The 19,523-nt window shown below is 72.7% G+C and carries 19 protein-coding genes and 1 pseudogene; 5 read left to right on the top strand and 15 right to left on the bottom strand.

What is annotated here, in order from left to right:
- Positions 1-13: 13 nt before the first annotated feature.
- The 6 genes from ABZ312_RS10980 to ABZ312_RS10955 all read right to left on the bottom strand — a co-directional run bounded on the left by ABZ312_RS10980 (position 14) and on the right by ABZ312_RS10955 (position 6,808).
- Complete coding sequence (locus tag ABZ312_RS10980) at positions 14-1,228, bottom strand: cellulase family glycosylhydrolase (RefSeq protein ID WP_500437236.1); 1,215 nt, start codon at positions 1,226-1,228, stop codon at positions 14-16.
- 54 nt (positions 1,229-1,282) lie between these two features.
- Positions 1,283-2,116, bottom strand: a complete 834-nt coding sequence (locus ABZ312_RS10975; protein WP_500328100.1) for a glycosyltransferase family 2 protein — start codon at positions 2,114-2,116, stop codon at positions 1,283-1,285.
- A gap of 369 nt (positions 2,117-2,485) precedes the next feature.
- The gene (locus ABZ312_RS10970; protein WP_499513468.1) at positions 2,486-3,607 is read right to left on the bottom strand and encodes a GuaB3 family IMP dehydrogenase-related protein; all 1,122 of its coding nucleotides are present in this window, start codon (positions 3,605-3,607) and stop codon (positions 2,486-2,488) included.
- Positions 3,608-3,716: 109 nt separating this feature from the next.
- Complete coding sequence (gene guaB, locus ABZ312_RS10965; RefSeq protein ID WP_500328102.1) at positions 3,717-5,219, bottom strand: IMP dehydrogenase; 1,503 nt, start codon at positions 5,217-5,219, stop codon at positions 3,717-3,719.
- 100 nt (positions 5,220-5,319) lie between these two features.
- Entirely contained in the window at positions 5,320-5,934 is a 615-nt protein-coding gene (locus tag ABZ312_RS10960; RefSeq protein WP_499513466.1) for a sigma-70 family RNA polymerase sigma factor, read from the bottom strand.
- A gap of 262 nt (positions 5,935-6,196) precedes the next feature.
- The gene (locus ABZ312_RS10955; protein ID WP_003948568.1) at positions 6,197-6,808 is read right to left on the bottom strand and encodes a response regulator transcription factor; all 612 of its coding nucleotides are present in this window, start codon (positions 6,806-6,808) and stop codon (positions 6,197-6,199) included.
- 470 nt (positions 6,809-7,278) lie between these two features.
- Between ABZ312_RS10955 and ABZ312_RS10950 the strand changes: the two genes are divergently transcribed.
- Positions 7,279-7,593, top strand: coding sequence for a WhiB family transcriptional regulator (locus ABZ312_RS10950; RefSeq protein WP_319138961.1), 315 nt, complete (start codon positions 7,279-7,281; stop codon positions 7,591-7,593).
- 66 nt (positions 7,594-7,659) lie between these two features.
- Here ABZ312_RS10950 and ABZ312_RS10945 read toward each other — a convergent pair.
- Positions 7,660-8,587 (bottom strand): annotated as a pseudogene (locus ABZ312_RS10945) (LysR family transcriptional regulator).
- An 84-nt stretch (positions 8,588-8,671) separates the two neighbouring features.
- Between ABZ312_RS10945 and ABZ312_RS10940 the strand changes: the two are divergent.
- The 3 genes from ABZ312_RS10940 to ABZ312_RS10930 all read left to right on the top strand — a co-directional run bounded on the left by ABZ312_RS10940 (position 8,672) and on the right by ABZ312_RS10930 (position 11,295).
- Entirely contained in the window at positions 8,672-9,727 is a 1,056-nt protein-coding gene (locus ABZ312_RS10940) for an aminotransferase class V-fold PLP-dependent enzyme (RefSeq protein ID WP_500328104.1), read from the top strand.
- 112 nt (positions 9,728-9,839) lie between these two features.
- A complete protein-coding gene (locus tag ABZ312_RS10935; RefSeq protein WP_500437234.1) occupies positions 9,840-10,499 on the top strand; it encodes an MOSC domain-containing protein in 660 nt (219 codons plus the stop codon).
- Positions 10,500-10,509: 10 nt separating this feature from the next.
- Entirely contained in the window at positions 10,510-11,295 is a 786-nt protein-coding gene (locus tag ABZ312_RS10930) for an SDR family NAD(P)-dependent oxidoreductase (RefSeq protein WP_500328107.1), read from the top strand.
- A gap of 102 nt (positions 11,296-11,397) precedes the next feature.
- Here ABZ312_RS10930 and groL read toward each other — a convergent pair whose 3' ends face one another.
- The 4 genes from groL to ABZ312_RS10910 all read right to left on the bottom strand — a co-directional run bounded on the left by groL (position 11,398) and on the right by ABZ312_RS10910 (position 15,623).
- Complete coding sequence (groL, locus tag ABZ312_RS10925; protein WP_500328108.1) at positions 11,398-13,026, bottom strand: chaperonin GroEL; 1,629 nt, start codon at positions 13,024-13,026, stop codon at positions 11,398-11,400.
- A gap of 124 nt (positions 13,027-13,150) precedes the next feature.
- Entirely contained in the window at positions 13,151-13,459 is a 309-nt protein-coding gene (gene groES / locus ABZ312_RS10920; protein ID WP_319158003.1) for a co-chaperone GroES, read from the bottom strand.
- Positions 13,460-13,716: 257 nt separating this feature from the next.
- Positions 13,717-14,271 (bottom strand): NUDIX domain-containing protein, encoded by a 555-nt coding sequence (locus ABZ312_RS10915; protein WP_500328110.1) that lies wholly within the window; start codon positions 14,269-14,271, stop codon positions 13,717-13,719.
- Positions 14,271-15,623 (bottom strand): hypothetical protein, encoded by a 1,353-nt coding sequence (locus ABZ312_RS10910; protein ID WP_500437232.1) that lies wholly within the window; start codon positions 15,621-15,623, stop codon positions 14,271-14,273. Before ABZ312_RS10910 ends, ABZ312_RS10915 begins: the two co-directional genes overlap by 1 nt.
- Positions 15,624-15,692: 69 nt before the next feature.
- On the opposite strand from ABZ312_RS10910, the gene ABZ312_RS10905 reads away from it, so the two are divergent.
- On the top strand, positions 15,693-16,871 hold the full coding sequence (locus ABZ312_RS10905; RefSeq protein ID WP_500328113.1) for a THUMP-like domain-containing protein: 1,179 nt from the start codon (positions 15,693-15,695) through the stop codon (positions 16,869-16,871).
- A 4-nt stretch (positions 16,872-16,875) separates the two neighbouring features.
- Here the strand turns inward: ABZ312_RS10905 and ABZ312_RS10900 are convergent, their stop codons facing one another.
- The 4 genes from ABZ312_RS10900 to rimI form a co-directional block, all read right to left on the bottom strand.
- Positions 16,876-17,529 carry an HAD family hydrolase gene (locus ABZ312_RS10900; protein WP_500328115.1) on the bottom strand — a complete coding sequence of 218 codons (654 nt, stop codon included), beginning with the start codon at positions 17,527-17,529 and terminating at the stop codon, positions 16,876-16,878.
- A 136-nt stretch (positions 17,530-17,665) separates the two neighbouring features.
- Complete coding sequence (locus ABZ312_RS10895) at positions 17,666-17,926, bottom strand: hypothetical protein (protein ID WP_500328116.1); 261 nt, start codon at positions 17,924-17,926, stop codon at positions 17,666-17,668.
- Entirely contained in the window at positions 17,923-19,026 is a 1,104-nt protein-coding gene (tsaD, locus tag ABZ312_RS10890; RefSeq protein WP_500328118.1) for a tRNA (adenosine(37)-N6)-threonylcarbamoyltransferase complex transferase subunit TsaD, read from the bottom strand. Before tsaD ends, ABZ312_RS10895 begins: the two co-directional genes overlap by 4 nt.
- On the bottom strand, positions 19,019-19,522 hold the full coding sequence (gene rimI / locus ABZ312_RS10885) for a ribosomal protein S18-alanine N-acetyltransferase (RefSeq protein WP_500328203.1): 504 nt from the start codon (positions 19,520-19,522) through the stop codon (positions 19,019-19,021). The genes tsaD and rimI overlap by 8 nt, the downstream gene beginning before the upstream one ends.
- Between the last annotated feature and the right edge of the window lies 1 nt (position 19,523).

Raw genomic sequence — 19,523 nt, 5'->3', positions numbered from 1 at the left:
GCCCGCGGGGCCGCTACTTCTTCTTGCGCTCGTAGGCGGCTATCGCCGCCTTGAGCGCCTCGAAGGCCGGCTTCTTCGTGCCGTCGTAGCTGCGCATCCCGTAGTACAGCGACCGTGACTTCTTCTCCTCGGGAGGTGCCTGGTCCTGGTCGGTGTACCAGAACATCGCCTCGACGTACGGGTTCGCCACCGCGGCCGGGATCGTGTCGGTGGCGATCTCGGCCTGGCGGGCCTGCGTGACGTGCGTGGTCCCCGGGGGGACCACCTTGCCGTCCGACACCTCACCGGGCCCGCTGGTCGGTGCTCCCGTCTCGGTGAGCCAGATGGGCATGTCGGGGGTGCCGTACTTGTCCAGGATCCCCACCAGGTTCTCCCGGAAGTTGCTGATCCGCTCGAAGGCGGTCCCGGTGCCGGGTGTCGCGCTGGGCAGGGTGGGATAGTTGAACGGGTGGTAGCCGACGGCGTCCACGTACTTATTGCCGCCGAGCTTGCAGACGGCGGTCAGGAAGTCCGTCTGGGAGAGCCTGTGGCGCGCGGGCTCGGTCTTGGCCACCGCGAGGCCGCCCATGATGACGTACGCCTTGGGGTCCGCGGCCCGCAGTGCCTGGCTCGTCGCCCGGAGGAGGATGGTGTAGCCCTTCGGGTCGGCGGCGGGCTTCCAGAAGCCGATGTTCTCCTCGTTCCACACCTCCCAGGTGTGGATCCCCATCGCGGAGTACCGCTCGGCGGCCAGCTTGGCGAAGCTGGCGAAGATCTCGGGGTCGGCCGGTGCGCAGCTCTGGCCGGACGTACAGCCCGCCACACGCGCCCACTTCGGGGTGTAGGCGAGCACAGGGAGCACCTTCAGACCGCGGGCCTTGGCGGCCTTGGCGACCCGGTCGAAGCGGTGCCACGAGTAGGTGTAGGGCGAATCCGGCTGGATGTTGTTCCACGACAGGTCCATCCGGACCCAGGTGACGCCGACTGCGACCGCGTCGTCCAGACCCCGTGCGAGGTCCGCGTCCGACTTCCACGTCAGGGTGTCGCCGTACGAGATGCCCATCTTCACCTCGCGCACGCCGCCGGCCTCCGCCTCGGAAGGCGACGACGACGGCTTGCCGGTGACGGGCGGCGAGGCCGCTGGGCTCTTCGACGGCATGGACGCGGCGACGATGGTCGCGACCGCGGACACCACGAACGCCACGAGGGCGACGAGCAGGCGCTGCCGTCGACTGGGATCCTTCACCATGCGCACAGCGTAGGCCAATCATTCATCAGGTCCTCCCGCCCCAGGACGTACCCGTCAGGCGGTGTAGTGCTCGCTCGGCACTCGTTCCCACTCCGCGTCGCCCACCTGGGGCGACTGCGCCTGCCGCTGCGCGGACATCAACGGCGCCGGTTCGGGCCGCGTGGAGCGGTCGTACCACTGGGCCCTGGTGTCGGTGCGCAGGGCGTTGTCCCGCAGCCGGTGGCGGAACAGCTGCGCCAGGTTGGCCACGCCGTCGGACAGCGCGTTGAGCTTCACCTGGCCACCGCGGGGCCGGTACTCGATGGGCACCTCCATGCAGCGGAAGCCCTCCCGCACGGCGGCGTTCTTGATCTCCTGCGAGAAGCCCATACCGTCGGAAGTGACCTTGAGGGTCTCCCAGATGTAGCGGCGGAACACCCACATGCCGCTCTGGGAGTCACGGATCCCGCTCTTGAAGAGCACGCGGCTGAGGAGGCTGAGGGCGTGGTTCGCGACGGTGTGGGAGGGCTTCATCGCCGCACGGTTCTCCGGGCCGAGCCGGTTGGTGTTGAGGAACTCGACCTGGTGCTCGTCGACGATCCTCAGCAGCCGGGGCAGGTCGTCGAAGGGGTAGGTGCAGTCGGCGTCACCGGTGGCGATCACGTTGCCGTACGCCGCGGCGATCCCTGCCTTGTAGGCGTTGCCGTAGCCGCGCAACGGCTGGTGGACGACCCGGGCTCCGTAGGACGCGGCTATCTCGGCGGTGCCGTCCGTGGAGCCGTTGTCCGCTATCACCACCTCGACGCCCCAGCCCTCCGCGGCGAGTTCTTCGAGCGGGATCGTCCCGAAGACGTGCGGCAGGTTCTCGGCCTCGTTCAAGGCGGGAATGACGATGGACAGAGTGGACACGGCAGGCTCCCCCAGCTGGCAGTGTGCGCAGAGGCCAAGTCAAGACCCGGCTTCCGTGCTCTCCCACCCCCCAGCCGGACCGTCCGATGGCATCGAACACTGTAGACGACGGTTAGCACAGCAGAACCACGGATACGCGATCGTAACCGAAAATCACATGCTCATCCACGGCGCTTAACCTTCCGGTTGTCGCCCGTCCCTCGTAAGTCCCTTGCCCACAGCGACATGTGACGGTCCGCCGGCGACCGATCCGGAACCGGCTCGGCCGAACACCCCCTCCTCCGCGCGGCATCCGCCGGTCACCCACGGAACGCACCGGGGCCCGTACCGCCGGGCGGCGGTACGGGCCCCTGGAGCCTGGAACGGCGGTCAGCGGTGGTGCGTCGGCGACACGGTGACCTCGACCCGCTGGAACTCCTTCAGTTCGGAGTAGCCGGTCGTGGCCATCGCGCGGCGCAGCGCGCCGAAGAAGTTCATGGAGCCGTCGGGCGCGTGCGAGGGGCCGAGCAGGATCTGCTCGGTCGTGCCGGCGGTGCCCAGGTTCATGCGCTTGCCGCGCGGCAGTTCCTCGTGCGTGGCCTCCATGCCCCAGTGGAAGCCGCGGCCGGGTGCGTCGGTGGCGCGGGCCAGCGGGGAGCCCATCATCACCGAGTCGGCGCCGCAGGCGATCGCCTTGGGCAGGTCGCCGCTGGAGCCGAAGCCCCCGTCGGCGATGACGTGCACGTAGCGGCCGCCGGACTCGTCCATGTAGTCGCGACGGGCCGCGGCCACGTCGGCGACCGCGGTCGCCATCGGCACCTGGATGCCGAGGACGTTGCGGGTGGTGTGGGCGGCGCCGCCGCCGAAGCCGACGAGGACGCCCGCGGCACCGGTGCGCATCAGGTGCAGCGCCGCGGTGTAGGTGGCGCAGCCGCCGACGATGACCGGGACGTCGAGCTCGTAGATGAACTGCTTCAGGTTGAGCGGCTCGTGGGAGCCCGACACGTGCTCGGCGGAGACCGTCGTGCCGCGGATGACGAAGATGTCCACGCCGGCGTCGACCACGGCCTTGGAGAACTGCGCGGTGCGCTGCGGCGAGAGCGCGGCCGCCGTGACCACACCGGCGTCGCGCACCTCCTTGATGCGCTGGCCGATCAGCTCCTCCTTGATCGGCGCCGCGTAGATCTCCTGCAGGCGCCGGGTGACGGAGGCGTCGTCCAGCTCGGCGATCTCGGCGAGCAGCGGCTCGGGGTCCTCGTAGCGGGTCCACAGACCCTCGAGGTTGAGCACGCCCAGGCCGCCGAGGTTGCCGATGCGGATCGCGGTCTCCGGGGAGACCACGGAGTCCATCGGTGCCGCCAGGAAGGGCAGCTCGAAGCGGTAGGCGTCGATCTGCCACGCGATCGAGACCTCCTTGGGGTCCCGCGTACGGCGGCTCGGGACGACGGCGATGTCGTCGAATGCGTATGCCCTGCGGCCGCGCTTGCCCCGCCCGATCTCGATCTCAGTCACTGTCGCTATGCCTTTCCTTCGTGGCCTGCCCGTCCAGTATCCCAGGCAGGGCAGCCGGAAGCCCGCGGCCGTGCGGCGCCGCGGGCTCCGGGTGATCCGCTCGTACCGGTCAGCGGGTGTGGTAGTTCGGCGCCTCGGTGGTCATCTGGATGTCGTGCGGGTGGCTCTCCTTGAGCCCGGCCGCGGTGATCCGCACGAAGCGGCCCTTCTCCTTGAGCTCGGGGATGGTGTGGGAGCCGACGTAGCCCATGGAGGAGCGCAGGCCGCCGATGAGCTGGTGGGCCACGGCGGAGAGCGGGCCGCGGTAGGGCACCTGGCCCTCGATGCCCTCGGGGACGAGCTTGTCCTCGGAGAGGATGTTGTCCTGGAAGTAGCGGTCCTTGGAGTACGACTTGGCCTGCCCGCGCGACTGCATCGCCCCGAGCGAGCCCATGCCGCGGTAGGACTTGAACTGCTTGCCGTTGATGAAGAGCAGCTCGCCCGGCGACTCCTCGCAGCCCGCGAGGAGGCTGCCCAGCATGACGGTGTCCGCGCCGGCCGCGATGGCCTTGGCGATGTCGCCGGAGTACTGCAGGCCACCGTCGCCGATCAGCGGGACACCGGCCGGGCCGGCCGCGAGGGAGGCCTCGTAGATCGCCGTCACCTGGGGCGCGCCGACACCGGCGACCACCCGGGTGGTGCAGATCGAGCCGGGGCCGACACCGACCTTGATGCCGTCGGCGCCCGCGTCGATCAGCGCCTGGGCGCCGTCGCGGGTGGCGACGTTGCCGGCCACCACGTCGATCTTGATGTTGGCCTTGACCTTGGCGACCATGTCGAGGATGCCGCGGCTGTGGCCGTGCGCGCTGTCGATGACCAGGAAGTCGGCACCGGCCTCGACCAGCCGCTGGGCGCGGAGGAAGGCCTCGTCGCCGACGCCCACCGCGGCGCCGACCAGCAGGCGGCCCTCGGCGTCCTTGGCGGCGTTGGGGTACTTCTCGGCCTTCACGAAGTCCTTGACCGTGATCAGGCCCTTGAGACGGCCCTCGTCGTCGACGAGCGGCAGCTTCTCGATCTTGTGCTTGCGCAGCAGGTCCATCGCCTCGACGCCGGAGATGCCGACCTTGCCGGTGACCAGCGGCATCGGCGTCATGACCTCGCGGACCTGCCGGGAGCGGTCGCTCTCGAAGGCCATGTCGCGGTTGGTCACGATGCCCAGCAGCTTGCCGGAGGCGTCGGTGACGGGGACGCCGCTGATGCGGAACTTGCCGCACAGCGCGTCGGCCTCGGCGAGGGTGGCGTCGGGGTGGACGGTGATCGGGTCGGTCACCATGCCGGACTCGGACCGCTTCACCAGGTCGACCTGGTTGACCTGGTCCTCGATGGACAGGTTGCGGTGGAGCACGCCCACGCCGCCCTGGCGGGCCATCGCGATGGCCATCCGCGCCTCGGTGACCTTGTCCATCGCCGCCGACAGCAGCGGGATGTTCACGCTGACGTTCCGGGAGACCTTCGAGCGGGTGTCGACCTGGTTCGGCACGACGTCCGACGCACCTGGGAGCAGCAGCACATCGTCGTAGGTGAGTCCGAGCAGCCCGAACTTCTCGGCTACTCCGTCGGCGTTCAGTGTCATGACACCTTCCCCATGGTCTTGCCCGGCGAGATGTTCAATGCTAATGGCTCCCGCGCGAAACCAATTCCGCCCCTGGTGTGGGGGCCGGGGGCGGGGTGCGCTAGGCGCTCAGACCGGGAGCACCCGCGGCGGCTTCCTCCGCCAGCGCCCGCAGCCGGGACAGCGCGCGGTGCTGCGCCACCCGGACGGCGCCCGGCGACATGCCGAGCACCTGACCGGTCTCCTCCGCCGTGAGGCCCACGGCGACGCGGAGCAGCACCAGCTCCCGCTGGTGCTCCGGGAGGTTGGCGAGCAGCTTCTTCGCCCACTCCGCGTCGCTGCTGAGCAGCGCCCGCTCCTCGGGCCCGAGCGAGTCGTCCGGCTGCTCGGGCATCTCGTCGGAGGGCACGGCCGTCGAGCCCGGACCGCGCATGGCGGCCCGCTGGAGGTCCGCGACCTTGTGCGCGGCGATGCCGAAGACGAAGGCCTCGAAGGGCCGGCCCTGGTCCCGGTAGCGGGGCAGGGCGCACAGCACCGCGAGGCAGACCTCTTGCGCGAGGTCGTCCACGAAGTGGCGCGCGCCACCCGGCAGCCGCGACAGCCTCGTACGGCAGTAGCGCTCGGCGAGCGGGTGCACATGGGCGAGCAGATCGTGCGTCGCCTGCTCGTCGCCGTCCACGGCTCGACGTACGAGTGCCCCTATGGCTGTCTCATTGCCGGTGGCCTCGTCGCGCATCCGTCCATAGTGCATCGCCGTGGGCCGCTCCGTGGGCTCACACCCGTGGTTGTGCTCCGAAGCGTTATGCGGCGCGCCGTGCGGAGCGTTCCGAGGGACCGCACCGGCCGTAGTCATGTCATGCACCCGCCGCCCCGCCCGACCGTGTCCCCGAGAGTCCATGCCTCAAGCATGCGCCCTCGGCGCGGAAACCGGTACGAGCGGGGCAGCCGCACAGCTGCCCCACAGCTCATCGGCCCCTCCAGCCCTCGAAGCCGCTGCCTCAGCGCACCAGGCCCCAGCGGAAGCCGAGCGCCACCGCATGGGCCCGGTCCGAGGCGCCGAGCTTCTTGAACAGGCGTCGTGCGTGCGTCTTGACGGTGTCCTCGGAGAGGAAGAGCTCGCGGCCGATCTCGGCGTTGGAGCGGCCGTGGCTCATGCCCTCCAGCACCTGGATCTCGCGGGCGGTCAGGGTCGGGGCGGCGCCCATCTCGGCCGAGCGCAGCCGGCGCGGGGCGAGCCGCCAGGTCGGGTCGGCCAGCGCCTGCGTGACCGTGGCCCGCAACTCGGCGCGCGAGGCGTCCTTGTGCAGGTACCCGCGGGCACCTGCGGCGACCGCGAGGGCCACCCCGTCCAGGTCCTCGGCGACCGTGAGCATGATGATGCGGGCGCCGGGGTCGGCGGACAGCAGCCGCCGTACGGTCTCGACACCGCCGAGGCCGGGCATCCGGACGTCCATGAGAATGAGGTCCGAGCGGTCGGCGCCCCAGCGGCGGAGGACTTCCTCGCCGTTGGCCGCGGTCGTCACACGCTCCACGCCGGGCACGGTCGCTACCGCGCGGCGCAGGGCCTCTCGGGCAAGCGGGGAGTCGTCGCAGACGAGAACGGAAGTCATGACCGTCCTCCGCAGCTGATCCGCGTCACGTTGAGCCTCCAGGCTGTACGAATCGTTCACCGGTGGGGATGACGGCCTCGGGCGCCTGCCCGATTAGTTCGACCGCCAACCACTTCCGCACCTTCAACGACCCTCACTCGAAAGAGTTACGGAGTTTGGCGGCCGACTCCCGCACTCTCCGTGCGCGGACCGACACGGATCAGCAACGTCGCAGGTCGCGGCTGTTCGCCGGGCCCCAAAAACCCGCACAACGGGCGCCCGCTTGCAGCACACATCAGCCGCCGACCGGGGGGCAATGTCAGATTTTGCCTGTTTGGAGGCTTTTTACCCGCATGGCGGGAGTTCGTTGGCGATTTTGTGATGAATCATATTTACATCTACTTCGACAGTAGATGTAACGTCGACAGCACCCTCCCAGAGCTTCGCGCCTGGACGGTGTCCCTGCAGCCCACCTCTCGAGGAGATGAGCAATGGCAGACTTCTCCCGCCTCCCGGGCCCGAACGCCGACCTCTGGGACTGGCAGCTCGTCGCCGCCTGCCGCGGTGTCGACAGCTCCCTGTTCTTCCACCCCGAGGGAGAGCGCGGCGCTGCCCGGAGCGCGCGTGAGGCGGCGGCGAAGGAGGTGTGCATGCGCTGCCCCGTCCGCGCCGAATGCGCGACGCACGCTCTGACGGTCCGCGAACCCTACGGGGTCTGGGGCGGACTCACCGAGGACGAGCGCGAGGAGATGATGGGCCGGTCCCGCAACCGGGTCATGAGCTCGCACGCCACCGGCAGTCACTGACCCACCGGACATCAGCCACAGAGGAAACGTTTCACCACAACGACGGACGTCCGCCTGCGCGCGGACTCAGACCGAAGGGCGGTCGCGCAGAGCCGCGAGACGCAGCCGCCCCAGCATCATGTCGACGGCCGGCACCTGGGCCAGGTCGGGCAGCGTCACCGCGGCCACGTCACGGCGTACGGCCGGCCGGAGTTCGCGCACGGCCACTGCGGGCAGCCGTACCGCCTCCAGCGCGAGGCCCGGCTGCGCCGAGACGTCCATGCCCGAGGCCACCAGGCCGACCGGCCGCCGGGTAGTCGTCCGTGGCGAAGTCGATGCGCGGCTCGAAACCCTCCCGCCCGCACAGCTCGACCAGGTGCCGGCGGCAGTGCGGGCAGCCCGCGATCCACGGTTCGTCCGCGAGGTCGGACAACCGCACCGGACCACCCCCGCGCGCCAGCGGGTGCCCGGCGGGGAGCACCGCGAAGAGCCGGTCGGACAGCAGTGGCCGCACCAGCAGCCCCTCCCACGCGGCCGCCCGATCGCCGCCGCCCTCGCCCTCGTCCTCGTAGCGGTAGGCCAGCGCCAGTTCGCACTCACCGGCACGCAGCATTTCCACCGCCCGCGGCGGCTGCGCCTGGGCCGGCGTGATCCGTACGTCCGGGTGCGCGGCGCGCATCGCGGCCGGCGCGGTGGGAACCGGGGACGGCCCCGCGCTCGGGAACGTCACCAACCGCACCCGCCCGGCGCGCAGGCCCCCGATGGCCGCGACCTCCTCCTCCGCGGCGGCCAGCCCCGCCAGGATGCCGCTCGCGTGCCGGGTCAGCGCCTCGCCCGCCTCGGTCAGCCGGGTAGTCCGCCCACCTCGGACCAGCAGCGGGGTGCCCGCGGCGAGCTCCAGCGCCTTCATCTGCTGGCTGACCGCCGGCTGGGTGCAGCCCTCCCGCGCGGCGCCCGACAGCGAGCCGGTACGGGCCACGGCGCGCAGCACACGGAGGTGGCGGGCCTCGAACACGCCCCGAGCACAAGCGTTCCTTGGGGGTGGCGTTCAGTGATCGATGATGGACTTTGGGCAGCCCGGGGCGCAGGCTGAGGAACCATGGACATCGCCGGGGAATTCGCGCTGGACGCCGGGATCACCTACCTCAACACCGCCTCCTCGGGCATCGGCCCGCTCCGCTCCGTCGAGGCGCTGCGCACCGCCGTGGCCGCCTGGTCCGACGGCACCGACGACTGGGTGCGCGACGAGCGCGTCCTGGGCGCCGCCCGCGCCGCCTACGCCCGCCTCACCGGGGTCGCCGCCGACCGCGTCGCGGTCGGCTCCTCGGTCACCACGCACGTCGGCATGATCGCCGCGGCCCTCCCCGCCGGGGCCGAAGTCGTGCTGGCCGACGGCGACTTCAGCTCGCTGGTCAACCCCTTCGCCTCCCGCGCCGACGTCGTGATGCGCACCGTGCCCCTGGAGGCGCTCGCCGACGCCGTACGTCCCACCACCGGCCTCGTCGCGGTCAGCGCGGTGCAGTCCGCGGACGGCCGGGTCGCCGACCTCGCGGCGGTCCGCGAGGCCGCGTCGCGGCACGGGGCGCGCGTGCTCGTCGACGCCACCCAGGCGGTCGGCTGGCTCCCGCTGCGCGCGGACGGCCTCGACTACGTCGTGTGCGGCGGCTACAAGTGGCTGCTCGCCCCGCGCGGGGTGTCCTTCCTGACCGTGCGGGAGGGCGCCGAGGACGGGCTGTCGCCGCACTTCGCCGGCTGGTACGCGGCCGAGGACCCCTGGGGCGACTGCTACGGGCCGGTCGCGCACCTCGCGCGTTCCGCCCGGCGGTTCGACGTGATGCCGCCGCTGCTGCCGTACCTGGCCGGGGCGGCCTCGCTGGGGCTCGTCGAGGAGCTGGGCGTCGAGGCCATCGGCGCCCACGACGTCGCGCTGGCCGAGCGCTTCCGGGCGGGCCTGCTGGGGCTCGGCCACAAGCCGGTGCCCTCCGGCGCGCAGGCCTCGGCGATCGTGGCCGTCCCGGGCCTGGGCGACGCGGCGGAGCGGCTGGCCGCCGCCGGCATCCGCGTCTCGGCCCGCGCGGGGAACCTGCGGGCGGCCTTCCACCTGTACAACACCGAGGCGGACGTCGACCGGCTGCTCCGGGTGCTCGCGGGCTAGGGCGTGTCTGATGAATAGCGCCGTCCGCCCGGAGGGCGGGGCTCGTGGCGGCTGGTGCCGGTCGCCGGAAAAGACCTCGCCGGGTGCAGGGCGGGAGCCGTACGGTCACGGGATGAAGCTGCTCTCGGTGAACGTGGGCCGGCCCCGTCCGAACCCGTGGAAGACCAGCGGGACGACCGGCATCGACAAGCTCCCGGTGCCGGGCCCGGTGGCGGTGACCGCACCGGGCCCCAAGGGCACCGGCGCGGTCGGCCTCGCCGGCGACCGGGTGTACGACGTGGCGCACCACGGCGGTACCGACCAGGCGGTCTACGCCTACGCACGCGAGGACCTCGACACCTGGGAACGCGAACTCGACCTGCCGCTGCGCAACGGCATGTTCGGGGAGAACCTGACCACCTCGGGGCCGGACGTCAACCAGGCCCTGATCGGGGAACGCTGGCGGATCGGCGGACCGGGCGGCGCCGTCCTGGAGGTGTCCTGCCCCCGGATCCCCTGCGCCACATTCCAGGGCTGGCTGGAACAGGGCGGCTGGATCAAGACGTTCACCCGCGCCGCGCTGCCCGGTGCCTACCTCCGGGTCGCGGAACCCGGGGAGGTCCGGGCGGGCGACCGGGTCGAGGTCGTCCACCGCCCGGACCACGAGGTCACCGTCGCGCTGACCTTCCGCGCGGTCACCCTGGAGCCCGCGCTGCTCCCCCGGTTGCTGGCGGCGGACGCGCTCCCACAGGACGTGCGCGCCGCGGCCCGCGGACGTACGGGGGCTCACTAGCCTGCGGGGCATGACGACTTCACTGATCACGGGAGCCACCGCGGGGATCGGCGCGGCGTTCGCGCGCCGGCTGGCGGGGGACGGTCACGCCCTCGTCCTGGTCGCCCGCGACGAGCAGCGGCTGGAGGAGTGCGCGCAGGACCTGCGGCGCGCGTACGGGGTGACCGTCGAGGTGCTGCCCGCCGACCTGTCGGCGGACAAGGGCATCGAGACGGTCGAGGCACGGCTCCGCGACCGCGAACGCCCGGTCGACGTGCTGGTCAACAACGCGGGCTTCGGCAACCGGGGCGGCTTCGGCGACGTGCCGATGGCCGATGAGCTGACCATGCTCAAGGTGCACTGCGAGGCGGTGCTGCGGCTGACCGGCGCCGCGACCGGCGCCATGCGGGAGCGCGGGCGCGGCTTCGTGATCAACGTGGCCTCGGTGGCGGCCTTCGTGCCGCGCGGCACGTACGGGGCCAGCAAGGCGTGGGTCGTCAGCTTCACCCAGGGCGTGGCCCGCGACCTGGCGGGCACCGGGGTGCGGCTGCTGGCGCTGTGCCCGGGCTTCGTCCGCACCGAGTTCCACCAGCGGGCCGGGATGGACACCGGCGGCATCCCCTCCTGGGCGTGGCTGGACGCCGACAAGGTGGTCGCCGCGGCCCTGCGCGACCTGGCCCGCGGCCGCTCCCTCAGCGTGCCCGACCCCCGCTACAAGGTCGCGGTGGCGGCGGCCAGGCTGGCGCCGAGCGGGGCGCTCGGCCGCGTCTCGTCGAAGGCGGGGAGGCGCTTCGGTCCGGCCTACCCCCGCGACTGAGACCGGCCGTCGAGGCGGCGTGGGCCGTCCCTGGCCGTCCCTGGCCGTCACAGCCCGAAGGCCCCCGTTCCCGGCCGGGAACGGGGGCCTTCGCGGTCCAGCTCAGTGGGAGTGGCCGTGGCCGTGACCGTGACCGGCCTCGGCGGGCTCCTCCTCCTTCTTCTCCACCACGAGGGTCTCGGTGGTGAGGAGCAGGGAGGCGATGGAGGCGGCGTTCTCCAGGGCGGAGCGGGTGACCTTGACCGGGTCGATGACGCCGGACTTCACCAGGTCGCCGTACTCGCCGGTCGCGGCGTTGAAGCCGTGGCCCTTCTCCAGCTCGGCGACCTTGGAGGTGATGACGTAGCCCTCCAGGCCGGCGTTCTCGGCGATCCAGCGCAGCGGCTCGACCGCGGCGCGGCGGACGACCGCCACACCAGTGGCCTCGTCGCCGGTCTTGCCGAGGTTGTCGTCCAGCACCTTGACCGCGTGGACGAGCGCGGAGCCACCACCGGAGACGATGCCCTCCTCGACCGCGGCGCGGGTCGCGGAGATGGCGTCCTCCAGACGGTGCTTCTTCTCCTTGAGCTCGACCTCGGTGGCCGCGCCGACGCGGATGACGCACACGCCGCCGGCCAGCTTGGCGAGGCGCTCCTGGAGCTTCTCGCGGTCCCAGTCGGAGTCGGTCGAGGCGATCTCGGCCTTGATCTGGTTGATCCGGCCGGTGATCTCCGAGGACTCGCCGGCGCCGTCGACGACGGTGGTGTCGTCCTTGGTGACGGTCACGCGGCGGGCGGTGCCGAGCACGTCCAGGCCGACCTGGTCGAGCTTGAGGCCGACCTCCTCGGCGACGACGGTGCCGCCGGTGAGGGTGGCGATGTCACCGAGCATGGCCTTGCGGCGGTCGCCGAAGCCGGGGGCCTTGACCGCGACCGCGTTGAAGGTGCCGCGGATCTTGTTGACCACCAGGGTCGACAGGGCCTCGCCCTCGACGTCCTCGGCGATGATCAGCAGCGGCTTGGAGGCACCGGCCTGCAGGATCTTCTCCAGCAGCGGGAGCAGGTCCTGGATGGAGGAGATCTTGCCCTGGGTGATGAGGATGTACGGGTCCTCCAGGACGGCCTCCTGGCGCTCCTGGTCCGTCACGAAGTACGGCGACAGGTAACCCTTGTCGAAGGCCATGCCCTCGGTGAAGTCCAGCTCCAGGCCGAAGGTGTTGGACTCCTCGACGGTGATGACACCGTCCTTGCCGACCTTGTCGATCGCCTCGGCGATCAGCTCGCCGACCTGCTTGTCCTGGGCGGACAGCGCGGCGACGGCGGCGACGTCGTCCTTGCCCTCGATGGGGCGGGCGGTCGCGAGCAGCTCGTCCGAGACGGCCTTGACGGCGGCGTCGATGCCCTTCTTCAGGGCGGCCGGGGAGGCGCCGGCGGCGACGTTGCGCAGACCCTCGCGGACCAGCGCCTGGGCGAGCACGGTGGCGGTGGTGGTGCCGTCACCCGCGATGTCGTTGGTCTTGGTCGCCACCTCCTTCACCAGCTGCGCGCCGAGGTTCTCGTACGGGTCGTCGATCTCGACCTCACGCGCGATGGTCACACCGTCGTTGGTGATGGTCGGGGCGCCGAACTTCTTGTCGATGACGACGTTGCGGCCCTTGGGGCCGATCGTCACCTTCACGGTGTCGGCGAGCTTGTTGACGCCACGCTCGAGGGCGCGACGGGCGTCCTCGTCGAACTTCAGGATCTTGGCCATACCGGCGGAATTCCTCGTCTTTGGGTTCTCGTCAAAGACCGCGCCCCGGGTCCCCGGTCCGTGCGAGGACTCGGTGTGCCCGGGGCGTGGTCACGGCATTTCTCGGTTACGAGCGGCGCCGGATTTACTTCTCGACGATCGCGAGGACGTCGCGAGCCGAGAGGACGAGGTACTCCTCGCCGCTGTACTTGACCTCGGTGCCGCCGTACTTGCTGTACAGCACGATGTCGCCGACCTTGACGTCGAGCGGGATGCGGTTGCCGTCCTCGAAGCGACCCGGGCCGACGGCCAGGACGACGCCCTCCTGGGGCTTCTCCTTGGCGGTGTCCGGGATGACCAGGCCGGAGGCGGTGGTCTGCTCGGCATCCAGCGGCTGGACCACGATGCGGTCCTCGAGCGGCTTGATGGCAACCTTGGTGCTGGTGGTCGTCACGATCCGACCTCCCCCTTCAAAGGGCTCACGGGAGTGTCTGTCTGGGGTGGCGACCTGGTAGGCCCGTCGTCGCGGGTGCCGGACCTGCCCGTCGCGTTTGTTCTGGCACTCGGCATGGCTGAGTGCCAGGTCCGAGATTAGGACGCGCTTAGCACTCGGTCAAGCGGAGTGCCAACGCCGCGCCGCACGATCCGCGCTCCCCCGGGGGGAACGGGGTGCCCGGACGCGCGGTTCCGGGCCCGGCGCGCCCGTGCCGCTCACCGGCGGACGGCGCTCCACGCGCCGAGCGCGGCAAGGGTGAACCCGTCGCGCAGCTCGCCCGAGCGGACCGCCCCCGCGATGTCGTCCGGGCCCCACCAGCGCGCCTCGGCGACCTCGCCGTCCCCGGCGGCACCGGGCCCGGCCACGGCGTCCCCGGCGACGGCCACCTCGACGACGGCCACCTGGCTCTCCAGCAGCCCGGAGTCGACGTCCAGGACCGCCACCACCGTCGCCGCCGAGCCCACCAGCCCGGTCTCCTCGGCGAGCTCGCGCAGCGCGTCGGCGGCGGGGTCGGCCTCGCCGAAGCCGCGCGGCAGCTCCCAGGCCCAGCGTCCCACCGCAGGCCGCCACTGACGGACCATCAGCACGTCCTCACCCCGCCGGGCGAGGACCACGACACCTGTGCGACCGCCGCCGACCCGGACCCGGTGCAGCTCGACCTCCGCCCCGGACGGCAGCCGGTAGGTGTCGAGGTGGACCTCGCACCACCGCCCGCCCTCGGCGTCGCCGTACGCCTTGCGGCTCCCGGTACGTGCCGCCTCGCCGTCCATCAGACCGCCCCCCGCGGGGTCGCCGGGAACTCCATCACGTCGTACCGGCCCCGGTAGTCCCGCAGGCGCGGCAGCCCCGCGGTCACGGCGGCGACGAGCACGGGCGTCAGGGCACCGGCCGCGCCGGCCGCGAACGAACCGAGCGCCCCCTGGCCGAGCACCCCCGCGGCGGCGCTCAGCCCGCCCGCCGCCAGGGACTCGGCGCCGAGCCCGCGGACCGCCCGCGCGACGCGCCGCACGCGGGTCACCGGCACCTCGTCCCCGCGGCCTTCCGGGGGCTCCTTGGTCCGTCCGCCGAGCAGGTCGCCGACCTCCTGGAGCGCGGCGAGGTCCTGCCGCTCCCACCACGCCGCGAGGGCGTCCGCGGCGTCGTCGGTGAAGCGCTGCCACTGCGCCGCGGTCAGCAGCCCGAGCCGCAGCTCGAAGCGGGTCGGCCAGGCCACCACCTGGGTCCGCTCCCCCAGCGCCTCGGCCTCCGCCCGCGGTACGCCGTGCCGGGTGGCGCTCACCCCGAGCGCGCACCCCTCACCGGCGGCGATCGCCCGGTAGTACGTCTCGTCGAAGGCGTCGCGCAGCGTCCGCCCGTCGGCCCGCACGTCCGGGTCGGGGTCGTGCAGCAAGGCGTCCAGCCGCTCGTGCACGCGGCTGCGGTGGGGCATGCCGTCCACGTCGAGCTCCCCGCCGGTCCACGCGGCCAGCACGGCCCGTCCCGCGTCACCGGCGAGCGCCCCGGGCGGGGGCGGGGGCTGCACGGCGTACGCGGCCCCGTAGTCGGCCGGCCGCAGCGGGCTGACCTCCAGCTGGCCGCGTCCTGCCGCCTGCAGCCAGTCGTCCCAGCGGGTGACCATGCGCCGCCGCAACGGGGTGCCGAGGACCCCGGTCGCCGCGAGCAGCCGGTCCGCCGTGGCGGCCGGACCCTCCGCCGCGAGCCTCGCGGCGGCGGCGGCCGGGTCGGCGCGGACGGCGAGCTCGTGCTGCAGGCGCAGGCACCGGTCGTCGGGGAGCGGCAGGGAGGAGAAGAGGAAGCCGCGGGAGAGGAGTGCGACGAGCTGCCCCGCCAGGTCCGCGTCGCGGGCGTTGACCCGGATCGGCATCATCGCCCCGCCGCCGACGGCGCGCAGCGCGAGCTCGTCGAGGAGTTCGGCGGGCCGCAGCACGGCGAAGGCGGCGCCGTCGAGCAACTGGGAGTAGGCCAGGAAGAGGCCGCCGCCCTGGAGGACCTCCCAGCGCAGCCGCCCGAGCAGTTCCGCCCGGGTCCGCGCGTCCACACGCTCCACCGGGGCGGCGCCGCCGGGTGCTCCGGCGCTCAGCGTGGCCCGCTGCCGTAAGGAGTCCCATTCCGTGCTGAGCACGGCCGTCATCCGTCCCCCCTCGTCCTCCACGTACCGGGCAAGTCCAGCACGCACCGGTGCCGCGGGACAATGGACGGCGTGGATCTTGACGCGTTCTCGGCTCTCCTGACCGACGAGGGGCAGTCGCTGCTGACCTCCCTGCGGGACTACGACCCCGCCGCCGAACTGGCGGCCGCGACACGGCTGCGGCGGGAGCACGACGCCGGGCTGGTGGCGGCGGCGCTGACGCAGGCCCGGCTGCGGCAGCGGGCGGCGGCGAAGTTCGGGGAGGACGCGTACCGGATGTACTTCACACCCGACGGGGTCGAGCAGTCGACGCGCGCCTCCGTCGCCCGGCACCGGGCGGAGCGGTTCGCCGCGCTCGGGGTGCGGCGGCTGGCGGACCTGTGCTGCGGGATCGGCGGGGACGCCGTCCCGCTGGCCCGCGCCGGGGTGAAGGTGCTGGCGGTCGACCGCTCCCCGCTGACCTGCGCGGTGGTGCGGGCGAACGCCGAGGCGCTGGGGCTGGCCGACCTGATCGAGGTGCGCTGCGCCGATGTGACGCAGACCGCCACGGACGGCTTCGACGCGGTGTTCGCCGACCCCGCCCGGCGTGGCGGACGGGGCAGGATCTTCGACCCCGAGGCGTACTCCCCGCCGCTGTCGTGGGCGGTGGCGGCGGCGCGGAGGGCGCCGCTGGCCGCCGTGAAGGTGGCGCCGGGGATCCCGCACGAGGCCGTGCCGGAGGACGCCGAGGCGGAATGGGTCTCCGACCACGGCGACGTGAAGGAGGCCGTGCTGTGGTTCGGCACCACACCGGGCGCCCGCCGCGCGACCCTCCTGCCGTCGGGCGCCACGCTGCCCGCCGCCGGGCTGCCCGACCCCCAGGTGCGCCCCGTGGGGCGCTGGCTGTACGAGCCGGACGGCGCGGTCATCCGGGCCCACATGGTGGCCGACGTGGCGGCGCAGGTCGGCGGCGGGCTGATCGACGGGACCATCGCGTACGTCACCTCGGACGAGCCGCACACGACGCCGTACGCGACCGCCTACGAGATCACCGACGTGCTGCCTTTCAACCTCAAGCGGCTCAAGGCCCTGCTGCGCGAACGCGAGGTCGGCGTGCTGACCGTCAAGAAGCGCGGCTCGGCCGTCGAGCCGGAGGAGGTGCGCCGCCGCGTCAAGCCCCAGGGCCCCCACGCGGCCACGGTCTTCCTCACCCGTGTCGCGGGCGCCCCGAGCATGCTGGTGGGCGGCCCGGTCCGCGGCTGAGGCGCTACGTCCGCCGCAGCAGGCGCCGCGCGGCGCCCGGCACGTCGGTGAGGGCGCCGGCGAGGACGGTGGGGTCGCAGCTGCCCAGCGCGGGGCCGGTGTACCCCCAGACCGCGCCGATCGACGGGATCCCGGCGGACGCCGCGGCGACGACGTCGGAAGGGCTGTCGCCCACGAAGCAGGCACGGCCGGGCGGCACCCCGAGACGGTCGAGCGCGAGCAGGATCCCCTCCCCGGAGGGCTTGGGCGCCGCGTCGCCCCATCCGACCACCACGCCGAAGTGCGCGGACAGCTCCGCGGGGACGAGCCGCGCCACCCGGCTCGCGGGCTGCATGGTCACCACCCCGATCGCCGTACCGGAGGCCGCGAGGTCGCGCAGCACGCCGACGGCGCCCGGGAACGGCGACGCACCCCACGTGGCGAGGGTGAGCGCGTCCTCCCAGGAGGCTCCGAACACGGTCTCCTCGTCGGTCACGCCGAGACGCGCCAGGAGTTCGTGATGGGGAAGGTGGTCGAGTCCGGCCGGCAGACGGCTCTCGTCGACGGGCTCGCCCAGGGCGGCGCGGGCGACGTCGAGGATCGCCTGTCGCATCGCCCGCCGGCTGTCGAGGAGGACGCCGTCGAGATCGAAGAGGACGGCACAGCCGGAATCGGTCACTACTTCGCCACCTGCGAGAACGCCTCCCGGACACCGGTCGTCCGGCAGGACGCCTGCTCGGGGGCGGCGCCGAGCAGAAGCCCGGTTGCGATCGACGCCGGACTCATCATACGACCGGCCCTCCCGCCCCCCGGGGCTAGGCCGTGTCCCCCACCGACTCGAAGCGCCAGCGGTGGACGGCCCGCCGGGCCAGGCCGTTGCCGGGCTCGGGCAGCTCGGGCAGCTCCGCGTCGTACGGGGCGTCCCACCAGGTGATGACCAGGACCCGGTCCTGGGGGGCGGAGAAGGTCTCGCGGCGCAGCGGGGCCGGGGACAGCGTCCGTTCGCGGGCCCACGCCAGCAGCTCGGGCCCGCGCCCTTCGACGGCGCGGGCCTCCCACATCAGGGCGACGGTCACGAGTAGAGGTTGTCCTTGCTGAGCTCGTGGAGATGGTCGTGGTCGTGGTCGTGCGTGTGGCCGGGCACGGACACGTCCGTCACCTGCAGCGAGGAGTCCGCCGGCAGGTCCCACGTGGAGGACGGCCGGCCGCGGGCCACCATCTCCGCGCCGAGGGCCGCGACCATGGCGCCGTTGTCGGTGCACAGCTTGGGGCGCGGCACGCGCAGGACGATGCCCGCGTCCTCGCAGCGCTCCTGCGCCAGCGAGCGCAGCCGGCTGTTGGCCGCGACGCCGCCGCCGATCATCAGGTGGTCGACGGCGTTGTCCTTGCAGGCCCGGATCGCCTTGCGGGTGAGGACGTCGACGACGGCTTCCTGGAAGGACGCGGACACGTCCGCGACCGGCACCTCCACGCCCTCCCGGCGCTTGGACTCGATCCACCGGGCCACGGCCGTCTTCAGGCCGGAGAAGGAGAAGTCGTAGAGCGGGTCGCGGGAGCCGGTCAGGCCGCGGGGGAAGCGGATCGCGTCCGGGTCGCCCTCGCGGGCCGCGCGGTCGATGGCCGGGCCGCCGGGGAAGCCGAGGCCCAGCACGCGGGCGACCTTGTCGAAGGCCTCGCCCGCCGCGTCGTCGATGGTGGAGCCCAGCGGGCGCACGTCGCCGGTGATGTCAGGGGCCAGCAGCAGCGACGAGTGGCCGCCGGACACCAGCAGCGCCATCGTCGGCTCGGGCAGCGGCCCGTGCTCCAGCTGGTCCACGCAGATGTGGGAGGCCAGGTGGTTGACCCCGTACAGCGGCTTGCCGAGCGCGTAGGCGTACGCCTTGGCCGCGGACACGCCGACCAGCAACGCGCCCGCGAGTCCGGGGCCGGCGGTGACGGCGATCCCGTCGAGGTCGGAGGCGGCGACGCCGGCCTCCTTCAGCGCGCGCTGGATCGTGGGGACCATCGCCTCCAGGTGCGCGCGGCTGGCGACCTCGGGGACGACGCCGCCGAAACGGGCGTGCTCGTCCACGCTGGACGCGATCGCGTCGGCCAGCAGGGTGTGCCCACGCACGATGCCGACACCGGTCTCGTCGCAGGACGTCTCGATGCCGAGGACAAGGGGCTCGTCAGCCATGGGTGGTCTCTGTTCCTTGTAGTCCCGGTACGTCAGGGGATGCCGGCAGCTCGCCGAGCCTCATCACGAGCGCGTCGACGTTGCCCGGCTGGTAGTAGCCGCGGCGGAAGCCGATCGGCTCGAAGCCGAAGCGCGCGTACAGCCGCTGGGCGCGGACGTTGTCGACCCGCACCTCCAGCAGCACCTCGTGGCACTCGAAGGCGGTGGCCTGGCGCAGCAGTTCCCCGAGCAGCAGCGCGCCGAGGCCGGTGCCCCACTGCTCGGGGGCGACGCCGATGGTCTGCACGTCCCCGGTGCCGCCGACGGCGGCCAGGCCCCCGTAGCCGATGATCCGCCCGGCCTCGTCCTCGGCCACGACGTAGTGCCGGGTCGCCGACGGGTGCCGCGCGTCGGCCAGTTCGGACCAGAACATGCCGCGCGACCACGCGTCGTCCGGGAAGAGCCGGTGCTCCAGCTCCATCACCGGGTCCAGGTCCCACCAGCGCATCTCGCGCATC

The organism is Streptomyces sp. NPDC006207, assembly GCF_040613835.1.
Taxonomy (GTDB): Bacteria; Actinomycetota; Actinomycetes; order Streptomycetales; family Streptomycetaceae; genus Actinacidiphila.
The sequence above is the reverse complement of the archived record's forward strand: the minus strand, read 5'-3'. Positions and strand labels throughout refer to the sequence as shown.